The sequence below is a fragment of the Wolbachia endosymbiont of Menacanthus eurysternus genome, from assembly GCA_029715105.1.
GTDB lineage: Bacteria > Pseudomonadota > Alphaproteobacteria > Rickettsiales > Anaplasmataceae > Wolbachia.
In genome coordinates this window covers 136691-155663 of sequence record CP085695.1, presented here as the reverse complement: position 1 = coordinate 155663, position 18973 = coordinate 136691, and the positions used below count along the sequence as shown (strand labels likewise).

Annotated in this window: 14 protein-coding genes and 2 tRNA genes; 7 read left to right on the top strand and 9 right to left on the bottom strand. The window is 28.9% G+C overall.

The window, feature by feature from the left end:
* Positions 1–67: 67 nt before the first annotated feature.
* Positions 68–1513 (bottom strand): metalloprotease TldD, encoded by a 1446-nt coding sequence (tldD, locus tag LJI21_00655; GenBank protein ID WFW29816.1) that lies wholly within the window; start codon positions 1511–1513, stop codon positions 68–70.
* Positions 1514–1572: 59 nt separating this feature from the next.
* Between tldD and LJI21_00650 the strand changes: the two genes are divergently transcribed.
* Positions 1573–1657, top strand: a tRNA-Leu gene (locus LJI21_00650).
* 215 nt (positions 1658–1872) lie between these two features.
* Here LJI21_00650 and pdhA read toward each other — a convergent pair.
* Positions 1873–2844 (bottom strand): pyruvate dehydrogenase (acetyl-transferring) E1 component subunit alpha, encoded by a 972-nt coding sequence (pdhA, locus tag LJI21_00645; GenBank protein WFW29815.1) that lies wholly within the window; start codon positions 2842–2844, stop codon positions 1873–1875.
* Between the two features lie 599 nt (positions 2845–3443).
* Between pdhA and LJI21_00640 the strand changes: the two genes are divergently transcribed.
* Both LJI21_00640 and dxr read left to right on the top strand, forming a co-directional pair.
* Positions 3444–3932, top strand: a complete 489-nt coding sequence (locus tag LJI21_00640; protein ID WFW29814.1) for a hypothetical protein — start codon at positions 3444–3446, stop codon at positions 3930–3932.
* Between the two features lie 40 nt (positions 3933–3972).
* Positions 3973–5118 (top strand): 1-deoxy-D-xylulose-5-phosphate reductoisomerase, encoded by a 1146-nt coding sequence (gene dxr / locus LJI21_00635; protein ID WFW29813.1) that lies wholly within the window; start codon positions 3973–3975, stop codon positions 5116–5118.
* A gap of 26 nt (positions 5119–5144) precedes the next feature.
* Here the strand turns inward: dxr and pstB are convergent, their stop codons facing one another.
* From pstB to ribD, 6 genes are all read right to left on the bottom strand, one after another.
* Entirely contained in the window at positions 5145–5906 is a 762-nt protein-coding gene (pstB, locus tag LJI21_00630) for a phosphate ABC transporter ATP-binding protein PstB (protein WFW29812.1), read from the bottom strand.
* Position 5907: 1 nt separating this feature from the next.
* On the bottom strand, positions 5908–6696 hold the full coding sequence (gene dapB / locus LJI21_00625) for a 4-hydroxy-tetrahydrodipicolinate reductase (protein ID WFW29811.1): 789 nt from the start codon (positions 6694–6696) through the stop codon (positions 5908–5910).
* Positions 6697–7815: 1119 nt separating this feature from the next.
* Positions 7816–8358, bottom strand: coding sequence for a 5-formyltetrahydrofolate cyclo-ligase (locus LJI21_00620; GenBank protein ID WFW29810.1), 543 nt, complete (start codon positions 8356–8358; stop codon positions 7816–7818).
* Positions 8319–8960, bottom strand: coding sequence for an oxidoreductase (locus LJI21_00615; GenBank protein ID WFW29809.1), 642 nt, complete (start codon positions 8958–8960; stop codon positions 8319–8321). Before LJI21_00615 ends, LJI21_00620 begins: the two co-directional genes overlap by 40 nt.
* Before the next feature lie 38 nt (positions 8961–8998).
* Positions 8999–9089: transfer RNA gene (locus LJI21_00610), tRNA-Ser, on the bottom strand.
* Positions 9090–9371: 282 nt separating this feature from the next.
* The gene (ribD, locus tag LJI21_00605) at positions 9372–10481 is read right to left on the bottom strand and encodes a bifunctional diaminohydroxyphosphoribosylaminopyrimidine deaminase/5-amino-6-(5-phosphoribosylamino)uracil reductase RibD (protein ID WFW29808.1); all 1110 of its coding nucleotides are present in this window, start codon (positions 10479–10481) and stop codon (positions 9372–9374) included.
* 1268 nt (positions 10482–11749) lie between these two features.
* Here ribD and LJI21_00600 point away from each other — a divergent pair.
* Together LJI21_00600 and LJI21_00595 are read left to right on the top strand one after the other, a co-directional pair.
* Positions 11750–12220 carry an iron-sulfur cluster assembly accessory protein gene (locus LJI21_00600; GenBank protein ID WFW29807.1) on the top strand — a complete coding sequence of 157 codons (471 nt, stop codon included), beginning with the start codon at positions 11750–11752 and terminating at the stop codon, positions 12218–12220.
* A 74-nt stretch (positions 12221–12294) separates the two neighbouring features.
* A complete protein-coding gene (locus tag LJI21_00595) occupies positions 12295–12954 on the top strand; it encodes an ABC transporter ATP-binding protein (protein ID WFW29806.1) in 660 nt (219 codons plus the stop codon).
* A gap of 225 nt (positions 12955–13179) precedes the next feature.
* On the opposite strand, the gene LJI21_00590 is transcribed toward LJI21_00595, so the two are convergent.
* Entirely contained in the window at positions 13180–13842 is a 663-nt protein-coding gene (locus LJI21_00590) for an alpha/beta fold hydrolase (protein ID WFW29805.1), read from the bottom strand.
* 105 nt (positions 13843–13947) lie between these two features.
* On the opposite strand from LJI21_00590, the gene LJI21_00585 reads away from it, so the two are divergent.
* Together LJI21_00585 and carB are read left to right on the top strand one after the other, a co-directional pair.
* On the top strand, positions 13948–15096 hold the full coding sequence (locus LJI21_00585; protein ID WFW29804.1) for a cysteine desulfurase: 1149 nt from the start codon (positions 13948–13950) through the stop codon (positions 15094–15096).
* 457 nt (positions 15097–15553) lie between these two features.
* Positions 15554–18787, top strand: a complete 3234-nt coding sequence (gene carB, locus LJI21_00580; GenBank protein ID WFW29803.1) for a carbamoyl-phosphate synthase large subunit — start codon at positions 15554–15556, stop codon at positions 18785–18787.
* Positions 18788–18973 lie beyond the last annotated feature (186 nt).

Below are 18973 nucleotides of genomic sequence, written 5' to 3'. Positions count from 1 at the left end.
GCTAATCCAAATTTTTTTAACACTTTAAACTAAGAAAATAACTAACCAGTCGTCACCAATCAGAATATTATAAAACATATTCCTGTAACTCAGTTCCACCCACTATAATTGCATCAACTTTAAGCGTTGGTTGACCAACTCCAACAGGCACATTTTGCCCATCTTTTGAACATGTACCAATACCAGGATCCAATTTTAAATCATTACCAACCATAGATACCTTCTTCAATATTGTCGGTCCATCACCAATCAATGTAGCTCCTTTAACTGGTTGTTTAACTTTACCATTTTCTATTAAATAAGCTTCTGAAGATGAAAAAACAAACTTTCCAGATGTTATATCAACTTGACCACCATCAAAATTTACTGCATACAAACCTTTTTTAACACTAGATATTATTTCTTCTGGAGTATACTTTCCTGGCAACATATAAGTATTTGTCATACGAGGCATAATAACTTTTTTATAACTTTCCCTTCTGCCGTTACCAGTTGAATTTGCTCCCATAAGCTTAGCATTCATATGATCTTGCATATATCCTCTAAGGATTCCATCTTCTATTAAAAGATTGCAACAAGAAGGAGTACCTTCATCATCTATTCTAATAGAACCACGTAAATTAGGTAAAGTTCCATCATCAACTATAGTCACTCCACTAGATGCTATTTGTTTTCCAATAGCATTTGAAAATGCTGAAACCCCCTTGCGATTAAAATCTCCTTCAAGCCCATGTCCCACAGCTTCATGTAACAATATTCCTGGCCAACCTGAACCAAGAACAACCGTCATTTCTCCAGCAGGAGTCGGAAGCGCTTCAAGATTTACTAATGCACGCTCTAAAGCTCGATCTGCAACTTCTTTCCATTTTTTTTTAGAAATAAACTTACTATAAAGATCACGTCCACCATGTCCAATAGAACATCTTTCAGTACGACCATTTTTTTCTACAATAACCAATATACTAAAATGTACTAAAGGTCTAATATCAATAAATCTATAATTGCCTTTTTTTATTATTTGTACAACTTGCCATTCTCCGCTTAAGGTTACTTTTACCTGTTTTACGCAATTACTCTTAGATCTTATATATTCATTAACATCATTAAGCAATCTTTTCTTAAAACATAGATCTATTTCACTTATTGGATTTACCCTTGAATAAAGATCTCTTACTTTTTTATCTAAACTTACTGAATTTACCTCGTTTAATGATACTAAACTTCTAACTATAGAAGCAGCATTACTAATTTCTTTTCTACTAATCTCAGAAGAACAAACAAAAAACGTGCTACTCCCACAAAAAGACCTTAAACCAAACCCACTCCTAACATTTAAATCCATATGTTTTAACATATTATCATAGAAAATTAATGATTCCGACTGATGAAACTCTAAAAATAACTCACCACCATCGCTATTAATCAGTGCATTATTCACTATTTCATATACACTATTAATATTAGTATCATTTTGAGCAAAAAACATTTGATCTACGTTTAAACTATCAGACATTTAATTTTTAAACTAAAAACTATTTAGATATATTATCTATATTTTAGTATAAATTACAAGCCCGAGTGGCGAAATCGGTAGACGCACTAGCTTCAGATGCTAGCAACTCTTTTAGTTATGGAAGTTCGAATCTTCTCTCGGGCACTTTCTTATTTTCAAAAGTATATTATCCCATATCACCTTATTATCTCTATCTATTAAACGTTTACCTAAAACTTTTTTAAATAAGAGATAAATAATAAACTTCAAAATTAATACAATATATAATTGCTCTAAATTTTTTAACATTCTGAAATAATTCCTAAATTTATTCTATCTAGAGATAATTATCATTTGTTATAACACAAGCTTTTAATTAATTAATAAACTTTGTAAACATCAGCATACAACTGATTAATATCTGGTTCTTTACTATTTTTAGCAAAATCTTCTGATTTTTTTATTAAATCCAATACTTCTTTATTGATTACCCTACACTCCTCTTCTTGAGCAATCTTGTTATCCACTATATACTTTTTTAAAATCCTTATAGGATCATGATTTTGCTTTACATTTTCAACTTCTTCTTTTGAACGATAAGTTGCAGAATCAGACATCGAATGACCACGATATCGATATGTCTTCATTTCAAGTAAAACAGGTCCCTTTCCACTACGTACATACTTAACCGCCTCACTTGTTTCCTTATAAACAGAAAAAAAATCCATTCCATTAACTTGCTTTCCAGGAATGTCAAAACCTTCTCCTCTTCTATATAATTCAGTTACTAAAGTTGATCTTTTTACAGAAGTACCCATAGCATACCCATTATTTTCTATAATATAAACTACAGGTAATTTCCACAAAGCCGCCATATTAAATGATTCATATGTCTGTCCTTGATTTGTAGCGCCGTCACCAAAATACGTAAATACTACATTATCCACTTTTTTATATTTATTAGTAAACGCTATACCAGTACCAATTGGAATCTGCGCACCCACTATTCCATGTCCACCAAAAAACTTTTTTTTAATATCAAAAATATGCATTGAACCGCCCTTACCCTTTGAGCATCCCATTTCCCTGCCTGTCAATTCTGCCATAACAACATTTGGATCAGAACCACACGCCAACATTAAACCATGATCTCTATAACTTGTAATAAAAGCATCACCTAACCTAGATGCAGCCTGCGTTCCTACTGCAACCGCTTCTTGCCCTATTGACAGATGACAGAATCCACCTATTAAACCTATTCCATACAACTGTCCTACCTTTTCCTCAAATCTACGTATAAGCAGCATTTTTTTATAAAATTCGACTATCTGTTCTTTAGTAAAATTTTCCACTTCACACAAAATCCCTTTTTATATCGAAATCTCTCCTTGATAATACCAAATATTCAAAGCTTTTAAATAAAATTAATCTAAATAAAACTAACAAAAATACATCATGGGTACAATATCCTTCTATATTTCGACAATTATTAAAACTCTATTATAATTACCTAAATAAATATTATAATATAATTACTTATAACATTATAATAGAATTAATATCTATCTGAACAAAATTTAGAACATCATCATCTATCACTATCTTCTTTTTCTTTTTATTTTATACTCTATATCATTTTTATATTATAAAACTTTCTTTGAGTTCATCTTTTTATATTATCTTATTTCTTTATAAGAAAAGCAATTTTTATATAAACCGCTATAAATATAGCTTTCTCATAGATTTTTAAATCACCTTAAAATAATTCATCATAAAATTTATAAAAACTTTATGAATTTGCTATATATATCATCTCTCAATTTTATAAAAATTTTTATTGATGATCTAATATTTATTATTAGTAAATTTACTAATAACTATTTATTAGTAGACTTCTAATGTGAATTTAAGTAATATACATTTAAAATATTTTAGAGATCAAAATGAAGTTATGAACAAATCTCAAGGTTCAAATGTTGCAGAATGGCAATCCCAACAACAATACAAGGAATATTACAAAGAAAAAAGCGGCTTTGGTCTTGGTTACTGTGACACCGCTACAACCGTTATAGACGGAGTGAAGTGGTTATTTAACACTCACGAAGGAATGATCTCTGCTTATTGCAATGTATTTGAAAGTTTAATAAATGGTAGTAACCTGGTAACACTATTTGGTAAATCATGCAATATGTTTGGTATAAAATGCTTTGAAAATCTCGGAGAATACTTTTCTAATAACATAAATTACAATGAAAATTATGAAGATTATCCTTATATCAACAACGAAATATTCTATAATGCTCAGGGCTTATATAATAATATACAACACGATACAACGCATGATCATCATAGTCAATTTTCTTCTTTTTCGCGTTATTCAATGTATCTTTTTAAAGATGAAGAAAGTTCTGAATTAATCCAAAACATCCAGAACAAATAAAAATTTGTCCTACTAAATATACATATCACAATATATTTTAATGAAAAAAATTTCAATTTTAGGATCAACTGGGAGCATCGGAAAAAAGGCTATAAGTCTTTTATTAAAGAGAAAAGAAGAATACCAAATAGAAGCACTCAGCGCACATTCTAATTTTAATCTTCTAGCTTATCAAGCAAAACTGCTAAATGCAAAATATGTTGTTATTTCTAATAGAAAATTTTTTAAAAACTTAAAAGAAAATCTTTTTAATACAAATATTAAAGTTGAAGCCGGTAGCGAAGGTTTAATGAATGTTGCCTCTCTACAAATTGATCTTGCAATCATTGCAATAGTTGGCATTGCGGCTCTTAAACCTATAATGCAAATTATAGAAAGTGGCACTAAAATTATAGGACTAGCAAATAAGGAAAGTATCGTTTGTGGTGGAAAATTCTTAATTAAAAAAGCTAAAGAAAAAAATGTACAAATAATTCCTATTGACTCTGAACACAATGCAATTTTTCAAATTTTAGAAAAAAATAAAAAATATATAGAAAAAATTATACTTACCGCTTCTGGTGGGCCATTTTTAAATTACAATTTAGAAAAATTAAAAAACGTTACAATAAACCAAGTACTAAATCATCCAACCTGGAATATGGGAAAAAAAATCTCCGTCGACAGTGCGACAATGATAAATAAAACATTAGAAATAATAGAAGCACATAATCTGTTTAATATAAATAAAAATAAAATCAAGGTAGTAATACATCCTGAATCAATAATACATGGAATCGTAACTTATAAAGATGGTTTTAATTTCGCTGTACTTGCAGAAACTGATATGTCAATTCCAATCTCATATGCTTTATACTGGCCAAAAAGACTAATCTCAAAACATAAATTAAATTTAATAGGGCAAAAATTAACTTTTCAAAAACCAGATTATATACGCTTTCCTGCGTTAAAACTCGGTATCGAAGTATTAAACTCTTCTTTTCCACATATAAACAGTATTGTACTTAATGCAGCAAATGAAGTAGCAGTTAATAAGTTTTTAAAATCTCAAATCAACTTTTTAAGAATAATCGAAATAATAAGATTAACTATAGAAAATTTTAACAATTATTTTAAAATAAACTCATTATCTGACATAATAAATATTGATTTTGAAAGTCGTATTATCGCTAACATAATAAAATAAATCTTTAGTACAATTAAAAACTAAATTTAATGATCTAGAATATACTCTTTTGTTAGGGGAAACTGAGTATCTTCGAATACTTCCTTAACACTTCCAGATTCAACAATCTTACCATTAAAAAAGAAAATTACACTATCAGATAACTTCCTAGCTTGTTTCATTGAATGAGTTATCATTATAATTGTAAATTTTAATTTCAACTCTTGAATAAGATTCTCAATTGCATTTGTAGCCATTGGATCAAGAGCAGAACATGGCTCGTCCATTAACAAAATGGTTGGTTTCACTGCAATTGCACGAGCAATACATAATCTCTGCTGTTGTCCACCAGATAAATCTAATGCACTATCCTGCAATCTATCTTTTAAATCTTCCCATAAACCTACTTTAATTAAACTATTTTTTACTATTTCATCTAATTTTTGCCTATCCTTTATTATACCATGTAATTTTGGTCCATAAGCAATATTATTATATATCGATTTTGGAAAAGGATTCGGCTTTTGGAATACCATTCCAACTTTTGCTCTCAATAATACAACATCCGTATCGCGCAAATATATATCACCAAGCCCATTAACAATTAACCTGCCAGTAACTTTGCATCCCGGTATATAATCATTCATACGATTAAAACACCGCAAAAAGGTTGATTTACCACACCCAGATGGCCCAATAAAAGTAGTAACTTTTTTATTATAAATATTTAAACTTATATTAAATAAAATTTGTTTAGAACCATACCAAAGATTTAAATCCTTAATGGAGGCACATATATCACCATTCATATCACATCATATCCTGCATTGAATAAAGTCCAGGTATCTCTCTTTTGTTTTTATATAACCACATTGCTGCTTGAACAGCTCCCTTAGCAAAAGATACACGATCAATCGCTTTATGATTCAATTCTATACGTTCATTGGAATTAATAAACATCACACTATGATCTCCTATTACCCCACCTCCACGAGATACTGCAAATCCTATTCTTCCTTTCTTTCTCATTTTCGAACAACTATGAAAACATTGACTAAGCTGAAAATCCCTACCTGAAGCATTAGCAATCGCTCTACCAAATTCTACAGCTGTTCCAGATGGTAAATCTTTCTTAAGATTATGATGCATTTCCCAAATTTCAGCATCATACTCTTTATTTAGAAGACTAGCAGCTTTTTTTACTAATTTTAATAACACATTAACTCCAATACTCATATTTGGTGACCATAATATTGGAACCTTAGCAGAATATTTCTTTAAATCAACATCTTCTATTCCAGTCGTACCACTAACTAATGGCGTTTTAAATTTTACAGACATCTTAAGGCAATCTAACATACATTCTTTAGTTGTAAAATCTATTACAACATCAGACAGATTAAACACATCTCTAATAGAACTCGTAACTTTAACCCCTACAAAAGAACCACCTATAATTGATCCTATATCTAAACCTATATATTTATTACTCGCGCTAGCAACAGCACCAACTATATTTAATTTGGTATTCATAACCAATTCATTCAGTACTTTTTTCCCCATTTTACCGCAGCCTATTACTCCAACTTTAATTTTCATAAAATTCTCACACTTCTAAAAGATTTCTTTGGATCTTGCTCTTAACTTAATTAAAAAAAAGTTTCCCTACCACATTTTACAAACTATACCCCTCATAATACTTCTCATTAATATTTTATAAAATATAAAGATTAAATATAATAAAATCACTATACTTATAGTACGAATACAAAATGCACACTCCAATATATAATGAAAAATATCGCAAGAAATAATTACTAATGCAAATATAAACTCTCAAAATTACCACTAATGTAAAACTCAATAACTATTTAAAATACAAATATCTGAAAATAGTTTTTATATTATGTATAGCACACCATTATATAAATATATATTTTATAATAGCACCAATTCTCAAACTTTTTTAGAAAACACCAATCTAATTGAAATTGTTTAACAACAAAATAACCACTCTAACATAGATCATCCTACTAAAATCTAGTATTTTATCATACTAACACTATCAAAACATAATATTTTTCAATATTACTAAACTATTTTTACCTCTCACTTTCAATTTATAAACCATAGCCAATCAGATTATTAAATAACTAATTTCTAAAAACTTTAATAACTAATAAAACAGTATAACCACGTATAACCACTCAAAAATAAAAACCCCAAGACCCCCATGAACCACTTTATTTTCGATAGTTATTTATCACCTAAACGATAATATCTCACTTAAACTATTTTAATACAATATTATATAAAAATCACCTTCAACAATTCAAAATAAAAATTATTTCTTAACAACTATTTTAGCAATAAAAACTATATGCATTTTATTGTTATATTAACAAACTTTCTTTGAAAATCTTTCATACATCGCTCCTTTTTTTTGCTTTTAGAAAGCAACCTCCTACTTATAAAAACTTGAAGCCATAATTCACTACTCACAATTAATAGAATAATTCTCTTTATTATAAAGATAACATCTCCATATTATTATTTTACAACGACATGAATATTCATATCATTATCTTTAATAAAGAAATGTACTAACAAAACTAAACAAAATCCCAAGATGAAAACATTCTAAAAATTATTCAAAAATATCAACAATTAATAAAATACATTACTCTTTTTTTTTATAAGATTTTACAACATAAAGCATCAATTGTTATACATAACACGCGTCTCTGTTATTATAATGTCTAACTTTTGATCATGCTCCTCTATTGGTAGTATTTTACAATACTGCCTTTCATAGGCTACACCTATAAATATTTTACCTAATGATCGTAATTCTTTTATTACAAAATCATAACATCCACTACCAAAACCTAATCTATTAAAATGATCGTCAAAAGCAATAACTGGAGTGATAATTATATCAGGAATTATATTTTTATTATTTAGTCCTCCTCTTACCATATTCCACTCCTTAAATCTCAATGGTTTATTTTGCCATGGAACTACAACCCTATAAGATAGATACAACAAATTATACATTAAAGGTATAATATCTATCTCTCCATCGATAGGAATATAAGCTGCAACTGTTTTACTTCTAACAAGATTAGCTAAGTTCTTTTTAAAAGAATTGACAACAAAACTTCTAGCATTACTAGAATATTTCTCATCAAGATTTTTTCTAATAGTTCTATATTGCTTTCTTATTTTCCTTTTTTGTTGTTTAATATTTCTTCTATCCATTTTGAAGTAAGTTTTTCTTGTAAACTATTTTGTTTTAAGCGTTCACTTAGGAAATCAAAATCAACAAGATTCATATCTTGATCTTGATTACTACAACTATATACATAGTTTTCTTTTCCTGTTTTAATATCTACATGTCGCTGTACACACTGCGCACAAATCCCTTTCATCATACACTGCATAGGCGAATTAACTGAAGATATCGCTAAATGCTCTGACTTTAAATATAACTTTAAAATTGTCTTTCTCGCTTCATTTATAGCTTTCATCATTTTATCAGAACCAATAGTGATAATTATATCTATAATACTCAAATCAATCATAATATCACCCAATATACGCTCTTGATAAGAAATTATTGCATCAACTATATTGCCACAAAAAGACTTATCTTGATCTCTATTTTTTTTTATTAATCCTTCTTCGCATACCCAAACTACTGCACTTGATGCAAGTTCTACAGATACTTGCTTAAACACATCATTCAACTTTCTATAACCAGCAAAATACAAAACCCTATTATTTCTTTTGAGATAGGCCTCTCCTATTGAAAATAGGACCGCATTTCCAACCCCACCACCAATAAGCATTATGTTTTTCATACCCTTGTTTTGTACCTAAATAATAATATATAAAAACCCGGAAAGGGGGGGATTTGAACCCCCGACACATTTTATATATGTGGCACGCTTTCCAAGCGTGTGCTTTAAACCAAACTCAGCCACCTTTCCACACATAATTAATTATAAATAACTAACTCCCCAATTCTATTAATAAATAGAATCTAATTTTTAAAGCTCCATTATAAAATCTCACATTGTAATCATTTTTATATTTATAACTTTAATTATTCTCTTTATTACTTTAGTAGTACAATTTCCAAAAACATACACTATCCCCCTCCTTAAAAGGATAAATATTCAAAAACATATACACAAAGCACGTATTTAAAGTACATACGTAAACTTTCTTCAAACTATTTTTCTATAAATTCAATCATATAATATTATAAATTAAACCCAAATCTCAACTATATCTTCATTGAAATTTATTGTTTCTATTTTTTTAAATTGATAACAATTATCAACAGATTTAATTCCTAAATTTCCTATAAAGGGAATTGCATCATTACCTAAAATCTTACCAGTACGACAAATTATCAATTTATCAATCAATTTTTTTTTCATTAATTCTGTAATTAATATTCCACCACCTTCAACTAATAACCTTGTTATACCAATCTCTAAAGCAAGCTTTGATGTCATATCACTTAAACAAACTTTTCCAACGCTATTTGAATTAACTATTAAATAATTAATATTTTTTATTTTTTCTTCTACTTTTTTGTTCGTAATTATCCATGTTGTTATTTTGTCTGCAGTCTTTGCAATATTACACCATTCTTTTAACTTTCCTTGACTATCTATAATTAATCTTATTGGTGACTGCCTATTAGGCATAAATGTTGGTAATCTACATGTTAAAAATGGATCATCTCTGATAAGGGTATTACTACCTATCATAATAGCATCATGTTTCGCTCTAAGTTTATGTACCCAATTTCTCGTATCATCACCTGTTATCCACTTACTATCACCTGTAAATGATGCAATTTTTCCATCAAGAGTTATCGCAACTTTGCAAACTATAAATGGTCTGCATAACTTTCTAGTAGTAAAAAATCCAATATTTAATTTTTCTGCTTCTTTCTGCATAACTCCTTGTTCTACTTCAATCCCAGCTTCTTCTAGGGCCTTAATACCCCCACCTGAAACTCTCATATCAGGATCAATTGTTGCAACTACTATTCTTTTTATTTTTGCTTTTATAATTTTTTCAATGCAAGGCCTTGTAACTCCAAAATGACAACACGGTTCGAGAGTAACATACATAGTTGCGCCACAAGCAAAATTCTTAGCTTTTTGTAAGGCAACTATCTCTGCATGTGGGCGACCACCAACTCCCGTATTTCCTTCTGCAATTATTACACCATTTTTTACAATAACACACCCAACTGCCGGATTTGGTGCAACACTTCCCAAAATTTTTTTGGCAAGCTTTAAAGCAATTGACATAAAATAATCATCACTTTTTTCATTAAAAGAAATCATTCTATAAAACATTAAACTCCACTGTATAAAACTCATATATATGTGAATAGCAAATCTTACCCTTCTCATATACCTGAGACAATAATCATATTACTATTACCAAACATTAATTCACAAAACTTATTTTAATCGAGAGAATAATAATTCAATTATTAAAAACACTGAAACTTCTTACACCAATATTTTACTTTATTTATCGTTCTATTCAACTTGTAATTTCTATACACACTTTATCTATATTTTTATATTTCTTCATTTCTTTTTAACGCATTCAATATCAAATAAAAATTTGACCAATACCTTTTTGTTAACTTTTCTCACATCCTCCTCTTATACCTTTCTTACTTTAAAGATGATCCCCAACTATTCTTAATCCACATTGTAAGAGAACACCTTTTACCATAACTCCTATAATTCTGCTGCAATTCATGTGCAAATTTATTACGAAATAATTTTCAATATTGTTTTCACATCTTTAAAAAGTCTCTGACTAAAAACATCAAACAAATCTTCTATAATTATTAAATTTACTTTAATTACATTATTAAAATAAATATCATCCATTTAGAATTGAAATGACTTGCGTTTTAAACTTTTGAAAACTTCAAGTTTTAAGTAAAACTAATACACTATTATAGTGTAATTTTAACCCTAACTATAATAAATAACTAGCCTATTTAATAATAGAACTATTACTTTTGACTAAATTAAAAATGGGGGGCCATTTATACACTTTATAATCCACTTCATTCAGAACCGTCAAAATCAATATTTTTTATTCAAAACGAAATTAAAATCTTCACAGTCTAAAATTAGACATTAGAATCAAGTTCATATTTCTCACTATCAAAATTTAAATCCTAACAGTTTACTTAACAAATTTCTAGCATATATCTGAATAATAATATGCAAACCACATGTATTAATCCTACATACATTCAGCATGCCTTCGCACAAATTAAAGCCTTTAACAATTAAAATTGTGCAGTTCACGCAACTTCAAATCACAACTAAGTTTAGCATAATAACTTTTTGATATCCATAAAATAAAAAACTATGTTTATATCCTAACAATTTAACGCATTGAATAAATAATACGCTAACCACTACTCTGCTGGAACAACTAAGGCTTTCGTCTTCTGATTCTCCAAAATACCTTCCTTTTATTTTATTCGTGAAGTATACACAATTTAATAAAAATTATTGTTTAATATGCAAAATTTCAATTATAATAAAGTTTCTCGAAATAAATAAAATAAAAACATTAATTAATAATAACTATGTCAACAAATCATTATAATGTCAATTTAACTGATAATGCAGTAAAAAAAATTCATTCTCTTACAGAAAACATAAAAAACAAAAATTTTGTTTTGCGAATTGCTGTCTCAGGAGGAGGATGCTCTGGATTTAAATATAATTTTTTTATAGATCAGATAAATAAAAATTTATCTCTAAAAAAGAACAAAAATGATAATTCTTATATCAACAAACTTAATAAAAATAATAATGAAGATTATAAGAAAAACAAGAATTACGAGATAAACTCCAATGATTCTATTAAAGATAATAATGACATAATAATTAACGATAAAAACGGAAACCCTGTATTAATAATAGATAATCATTCTATAAAATTTATAAATAATTCAATCGTAGATTATATTGAAGACCTAAACGGTTCTAGATTTCAAATAAAAAATCCTCTCGTTAAATCTAGGTGTGGATGTGGCAATAGTTTTTCAATTTAGTCATCATAATGGTCTCTCCCCCTTGGAGGGCTTCTTCTACCATTTCTTCGCATAAATAATGGTAATGTGTAGCAATGTTAGAATTGATTTCTATAAATAAAATCTTCAATAAAATTCCCGTTATAAATAATATAAACTTAAGAATTATAAGTGGACAAATAATTGCATTAATTGGCGATTCAGGATCAGGGAAAACAACTATATTACAAATTGCAGGTTTATTAGATAAACCAACTTCAGGCATAGTAACTATAAATGGAATAAATTGTACAAAAATACATGATAAATGTAAAACTTATATAAAAAGAAATTTCTTAGGCTTTATTTATCAATTCCATCATTTATTACAAGAATTATCAGTATTAGAAAATATTATGCTTCCTCAACTCATTGCTGGAAAGAATAAAATTGACGCAACAAAAAATGCGCAAATTTTACTAGATAAATTTGGCCTTAAAAACAAAGCTAATAGCTTAATATCTAAAATATCTGGAGGAGAAAGACAAAGAGTCGCAATTGCTAGAAGCATCATAAATTCTCCAAAGCTTTTACTTGCAGACGAACCAACGGGAAATTTAGATCCAGTAAACTCATCAAATGTATTCTCACTATTGCGCTCATATGTGAAAAAAAATAATAATTCTATGCTAATAGTAACACACAATCACCATCTAGCAGAAATGGCAGATTGCATATTACAAATAAAAAATAAATCATTAACAAAATATAAATAAAATACAAAAATATAAAATCGAAATATTATTTTACCTTTTTACACAATCTTGATCCTTCTACTTGTTAAGTATTCAGGTATGAAATAAAAATATAATTCTAAATAAAACAACCCCTAATACAAACCTTCTTCTTTGATTGCGAACACCCCCGCACCTTATTACTCACCATTTTACAAATTTAAAATGCTAATACGCCATTCATTTCTCTCTTAATTTTTTTCTCTCTTAGTTTTTGTAGGAAAAAGATGTACTACCTAAACGCAACTTTATATAACTATCTATAATTTGAACTACTTCTTCTTCTTTATCTCTTAGAAAATGATTAGTACCTTTTATAACATGATACTCCATAAAATCACTTTTAACCGAATTCATTAATCTCCTTGTTAATTCCGTTATATCATTCTCTTCTGAGAGAGCATCATTACTGCTTTGTATTATAAGTCCAGGGACGGGACAAGGAAAAAAAAACGAGAAGTCATACTTCGTCGCTGGAGGAGAGAGAGCAATAAAACCCACTATTTCAGGACGACGCATTGTTAACTGCATAGCCACCCACGCCCCAAAAGAAAAGCCAACTATCCAAATTGGAACGTTACTAGGATTATGCTCTTGAAGCCAATCAATTGCTATTGCAGCATCAGTTAACTCTCCCACACCTTTATCAAAACTCCCAGCAGATTTCCCAGCACTACGAAAATTAATCCTCAAAACAGAAAAACTATTACCAATAAAAGATGCATATACACTATGTATTATCCTATTGTCCATAGCACCATATCCAGGACGATCATGTAAAATTAATACAACGGGAGCGTTTGCCTTCCTGCTTTGATAATACTCACCTTCTATTTTTTTTGCTGCATTACTTAAAAAAACCTCTACCATATCTATAAGCCCTACTACTTTAGTATATGTTACCCATGTTACTTTTGCAACAAACTTTTTATTATGCTAAACTAGTAAATAACAGGTGTTCTTATCAAAAGAATAATGATAAATAAATCTTCAAACGTACTCTCTAGAAATTACATATATGCAGATTATAATGCAACTTTTCCAATTATTAAAAGTGTAAAAAAAAATATACTTAAGGTTTTATCAAAACAAATTTTGAACCCTTCGTCACCACACAAAAAGGGACAAGAAACAAGAAAAATTCTTCATGATGCAAGGGATAATATTCGTAAAACTATTGGCGTTTTAGATAATAAAGAAATAATTTTCACATCTGGTGCTACTGAAGCAAATAATCTCGTTATGAAAGGAATTGTTAATTCTAAACACGTAATTTCGGCTATAGAACATCCTTCAATCCTTAATTCTACGTATAATCCACATATAGTACCAGTTAATCAAGAAGGTATTATTAACCTTTTAGAATTAGAAAAAATTCTAAGTAAAATTAAAGAAGATAAAAAAGTAATAGTTTCAGTTATGACAGCTAATAATGAAACCGGAGTCATCCAGCCAATTAAAAAAATATCCGAAATAGCTCATAAATATGGAGCAGTGTGTCATACTGATGCTACTCAAGGCATTGGAAAAATTGAAATCAATATGGAAGATTTAGGAGTTGATTTACTAACTTTATCCGCTCATAAATTTGGTGGCATAGCAGGTAGCGGAGTTTTAATTTTTGATAAAAAACTTACAATAAAACCTATTATAGTAGGTGGAGAACAAGAAAAAGGATTACGAGGCGGTACAGAAAATATTATCGCAATTGCGAGTCTTTCTGCTGCATTACATGATATTCCACATCTTCTGTCAAAAGCAAATAAAATAAAAAAGCTACGTGATAAATTAGAATATGAACTACTAAAACTTGTAAGTGATATAAAAATTTTTGGTAAAAATTCTAAAAGGTTACCAAATACAAGTCTCATTTATATGCCAAAAGTAAGAAATGACATACAACTTATGCATTTTGATTCTAACAACATTGCAGTTAGCAATGGCTCTGCATGTTCTTCTGGAAAGGTTGAACCCTCCCATGTTCTACTTGCAATGGGAGTAACGAAAGAACAAGCAAGATGCTCAATTAGAATTAGTATAGGTTCAAAAACCAAATTACAAGATATAAAAAAAATAATAGACTGCTGGTACAAAATATATAAAATGTACCACTTTAAAATATAAAAAACTTAAATAGGATACCTCTAAATAATAAAACGAAAGTTTTTTATATTCTCTCTTTTTAAAAGAAGACCTAAATTCACATGCAAATTTGCATAAATCATTTTAATTATGAGATTAAAATTAGAAAAACACTGGTAATTTATTTTATTTTTAAGAAAATCCTTATTTTGCTCTTAGTACATTAATTATCTTATAAATCTCTATCTAATATTATAAAAATAGATCGTAATTTACTTTGTAATTTTATTACAACTGATATGCAAATTCCATTTTAAAAACCGATTTCTACATAACTTTCTACTTCTATATTTTTTACAAGTTAATCACAATTAAATAAAATATTTAAAAATTAAATAAATATTTATTAATCTAAAGTTAACAGTAATAAAAATTCACATCTATAAGAAAGACTGGTAACATTGTAATCTAACATAATAAAACTCATCATTATTAAATTATGCCGAAACGTACAGATATAGAATCTATATTAGTAATAGGAGCAGGTCCTATAATTATAGGACAAGCATGCGAATTTGATTATTCTGGAACCCAAAGCTGTAAAGTATTAAAAAATGAAGGCTATAAAGTTATTCTTATAAACTCTAATCCAGCAACCATAATGACAGATCCAGAATTTTCTGATGTAACATATATAGAACCAATATTACCAGAAATTATAGAAAAAATTCTAATTAAAGAAAAACCAGATGCAATATTACCTACAATGGGTGGACAAACCGCACTCAATTGTGCAACAAGTCTTGCAGATGATGGAATATTAGACGCATATAATATAAAACTCATCGGTATAAGCAGAGAAGCAATTAGAAAAGCTGAAGATAGAAAACTATTTCAACAATCTATGGATAAAATAGGACTAAAATACCCTAAAAGCATTACTATAAATAATCAGAAACAAATAAAAGAAGCTTTAAACTATATAAAATTACCCGCAATAGTACGCTCATCATTTACTCTAGGTGGAATTGGTAGTGGAATAGCATATAGCGAAGAAGAGTTCATTGATATTGTAGAAAACGCCTTAAAAAGCTCACCAATAAATGAAGTTCAAATAGATGAATCTATTATAGGTTGGAAAGAATATGAAATGGAAGTTATCCGTGATTACAAAGATAATTGCATAATAGTTTGTTCAATTGAAAATATCGATCCTATGGGAGTTCATACAGGTGATAGCATTACAGTAGCTCCCGCTTTAACTCTACGTGATGCAGAATACCAACAGATGAGAAATGCATCTATAGCAATACTGAGAGAAATTAATGTTAGCGCAGGTAGTGCAAATGTACAATTCGCAGTTAATTCCAAAGAAGACAGTAGTCTTGTTGTAATAGAAATGAATCCAAGAGTTTCTCGATCTTCCGCATTTGCATCAAAAGCAACAGGTTATCCAATAGCAAAAGTTGCAACTAAACTTGCTATTGGATATTCACTCGACGAAATACGCAACGATTGCACACCAATCATATCTGCTGCATTTGAACCAGTAGTTGATTATATTGTTACCAAAATCCCTCGTTTTGAATTTGAAAAATTTAAAGGTACAACCTGTGAATTATCTACTTCTATGAAATCTGTTGGAGAAGTAATGTCTATAGGGCGCACTTTTAATGAATCATTACAAAAAGCTTTCCGTTCACTTGAAACTGATCTTACTGGACTCGATGAAGTATTCTCTGAAAACACGGATATTAATTACATTAAATATAAATTATCAAAATTACTACCAAATAGATTATTAATTGCCGCAGACGCAATGCGTCACGGAGTGAGTATAAAAGAAATAAATTCAATTACTGGATATGATTTATGGTTTTTACAAAATATACAGCAAATTATTCTAGCTGAACAAAAAATTAAAAAAATAGGCTTACCTAAAACTGCATACGAAATATTAGAGTTAAAAAAAATGGGATTTTCGGATGCTAGGTTAGCAAAGTTAAGTAAAAAAAAAATAGAACAAATTGAAACAATAAGAAAAAAATTTGGCATTCACCAAGTTTATAAACGTATAGATACATGTGCAGCTGAATTTAAATCAGATACTGCATACATGTATGGATGTTATGAAGGAGACATTATAAATAAAACAGAATGCGAAGCAAATGTATCTGATCGAAAAAAGATTGTTATTTTAGGTAGTGGGCCAAATCGTATTGGTCAAGGCATTGAATTTGATTATGCATGCGTACATGCGGTTTTTGCGGCAAAAGAAATGGGATATGAAACAATAATAATTAACTGCAACCCTGAAACCGTTTCAACTGATTATGATATTGCCGATCGTCTATACTTTGCCCCATTAACTATAGAAGATGTTCTTGAAATTTTAAACAAAGAACAAGAAAATGGTATTTTAATAGGAGTTATAGTGCAAATAGGTGGTCAAACACCATTAAAGTTATCCAAAATACTGAATGAAAGAGATTTCAATATTTTGGGTACACCTTTTAACTCCATAGATCTTGCTGAAGATCGCATGAAATTTAAAAACCTCGCTTTACAGCTTAATCTAAAACAGCCTGAAAATTCTATTTGTTATTCAATAGAAGAAGCATTAACCAATACTAAAAAAGTGGGATTTCCATTAGTAGTAAGACCATCTTATGTCCTAGGGGGACAATCTATGTCTATTAAATATGACATTGAAAGTTTTAAAATATACGTATTAAATCAAACTAAAATTTTTGAACATGGATCACTGCTACTTGATAAATTTTTAGATAATGCAATTGAAGTTGATGTCGATGCCATATGTGATGGAGAAAAAGTTTTTATAGCAGCAATAATAGAACACATTGAAGAAGCTGGAATCCATTCCGGTGACTCAACTTGCTCAATACCTACAAATACACTTAGCAATGAAATTATAAAAGAAATTGAACTACAAACTGAAAAAATAGCCTTTAAATTAAAAGTAAAAGGCCTAATAAACATTCAATTTGCCATTCAAAAAAATAATATATACATACTAGAAGTAAATTTAAGAGCTAGTCGTACAATTCCTTTTGTTTCTAAAGTTATTAATATTCCAATAGCAAAGCTTGCTACACAAGTTATTTTAGGTAAAAAATTAGATCAAGAAAAAAAACTTCTTGGCCATTTTGCGGTAAAAGTTGCCGTTTTTCCATTCACGCGTTTTTCTGAAATTGATACCTTATTAGGTCCGGAAATGAAATCAACAGGAGAGGTAATGGGAATCGACTTATCATTTGAAGCTGCGCTCGCAAAAGCCTATATGGCTGCAGGATATAAACTACCAACAAAAGGAAAAGTATTAATTTCTGTAAAAGATGATGACAAAAAATACATATTACCAGTCGCACATTCACTAAGAAAACTAGACTTTGAAATCTATGCCACTAAAGACACAGCCTCATATTTAAATGATAATGGTATTACTACAAGAGCTTTAAGCAAAGCGAAAAAATGCAAATCCCACATAATTAACATGATCAAAAGTGGAAAAATAAATCTAGTAATTAATACCTCAAAATGTATTAAATCAATTTCAAACAGTAAAGATATTAGAAGAACCGCTATTTTACAAAACGTAACTTATAGCACCACAATATCCGGAAGCAAGGCATTAGTACTTGCAATTCAATATATAAAAAGCAGCAAACTAGAAGTAAAATCGCTACAACAAATACGAACTTCATTTAACTAAATGAATCACCATATTATCTCCCTCCCGTACAAACCTTTTTATCTAACTTTCTACATAAAAAACACAACAATTAACAAGACTTTTTTCAAATGAGTACACATATAATATTCTCTACAAGAATTTAATTAGTGTACCCACTACTTCATAACTACTCAAATTTATCTTCAACTTTAAATTATCATCTGC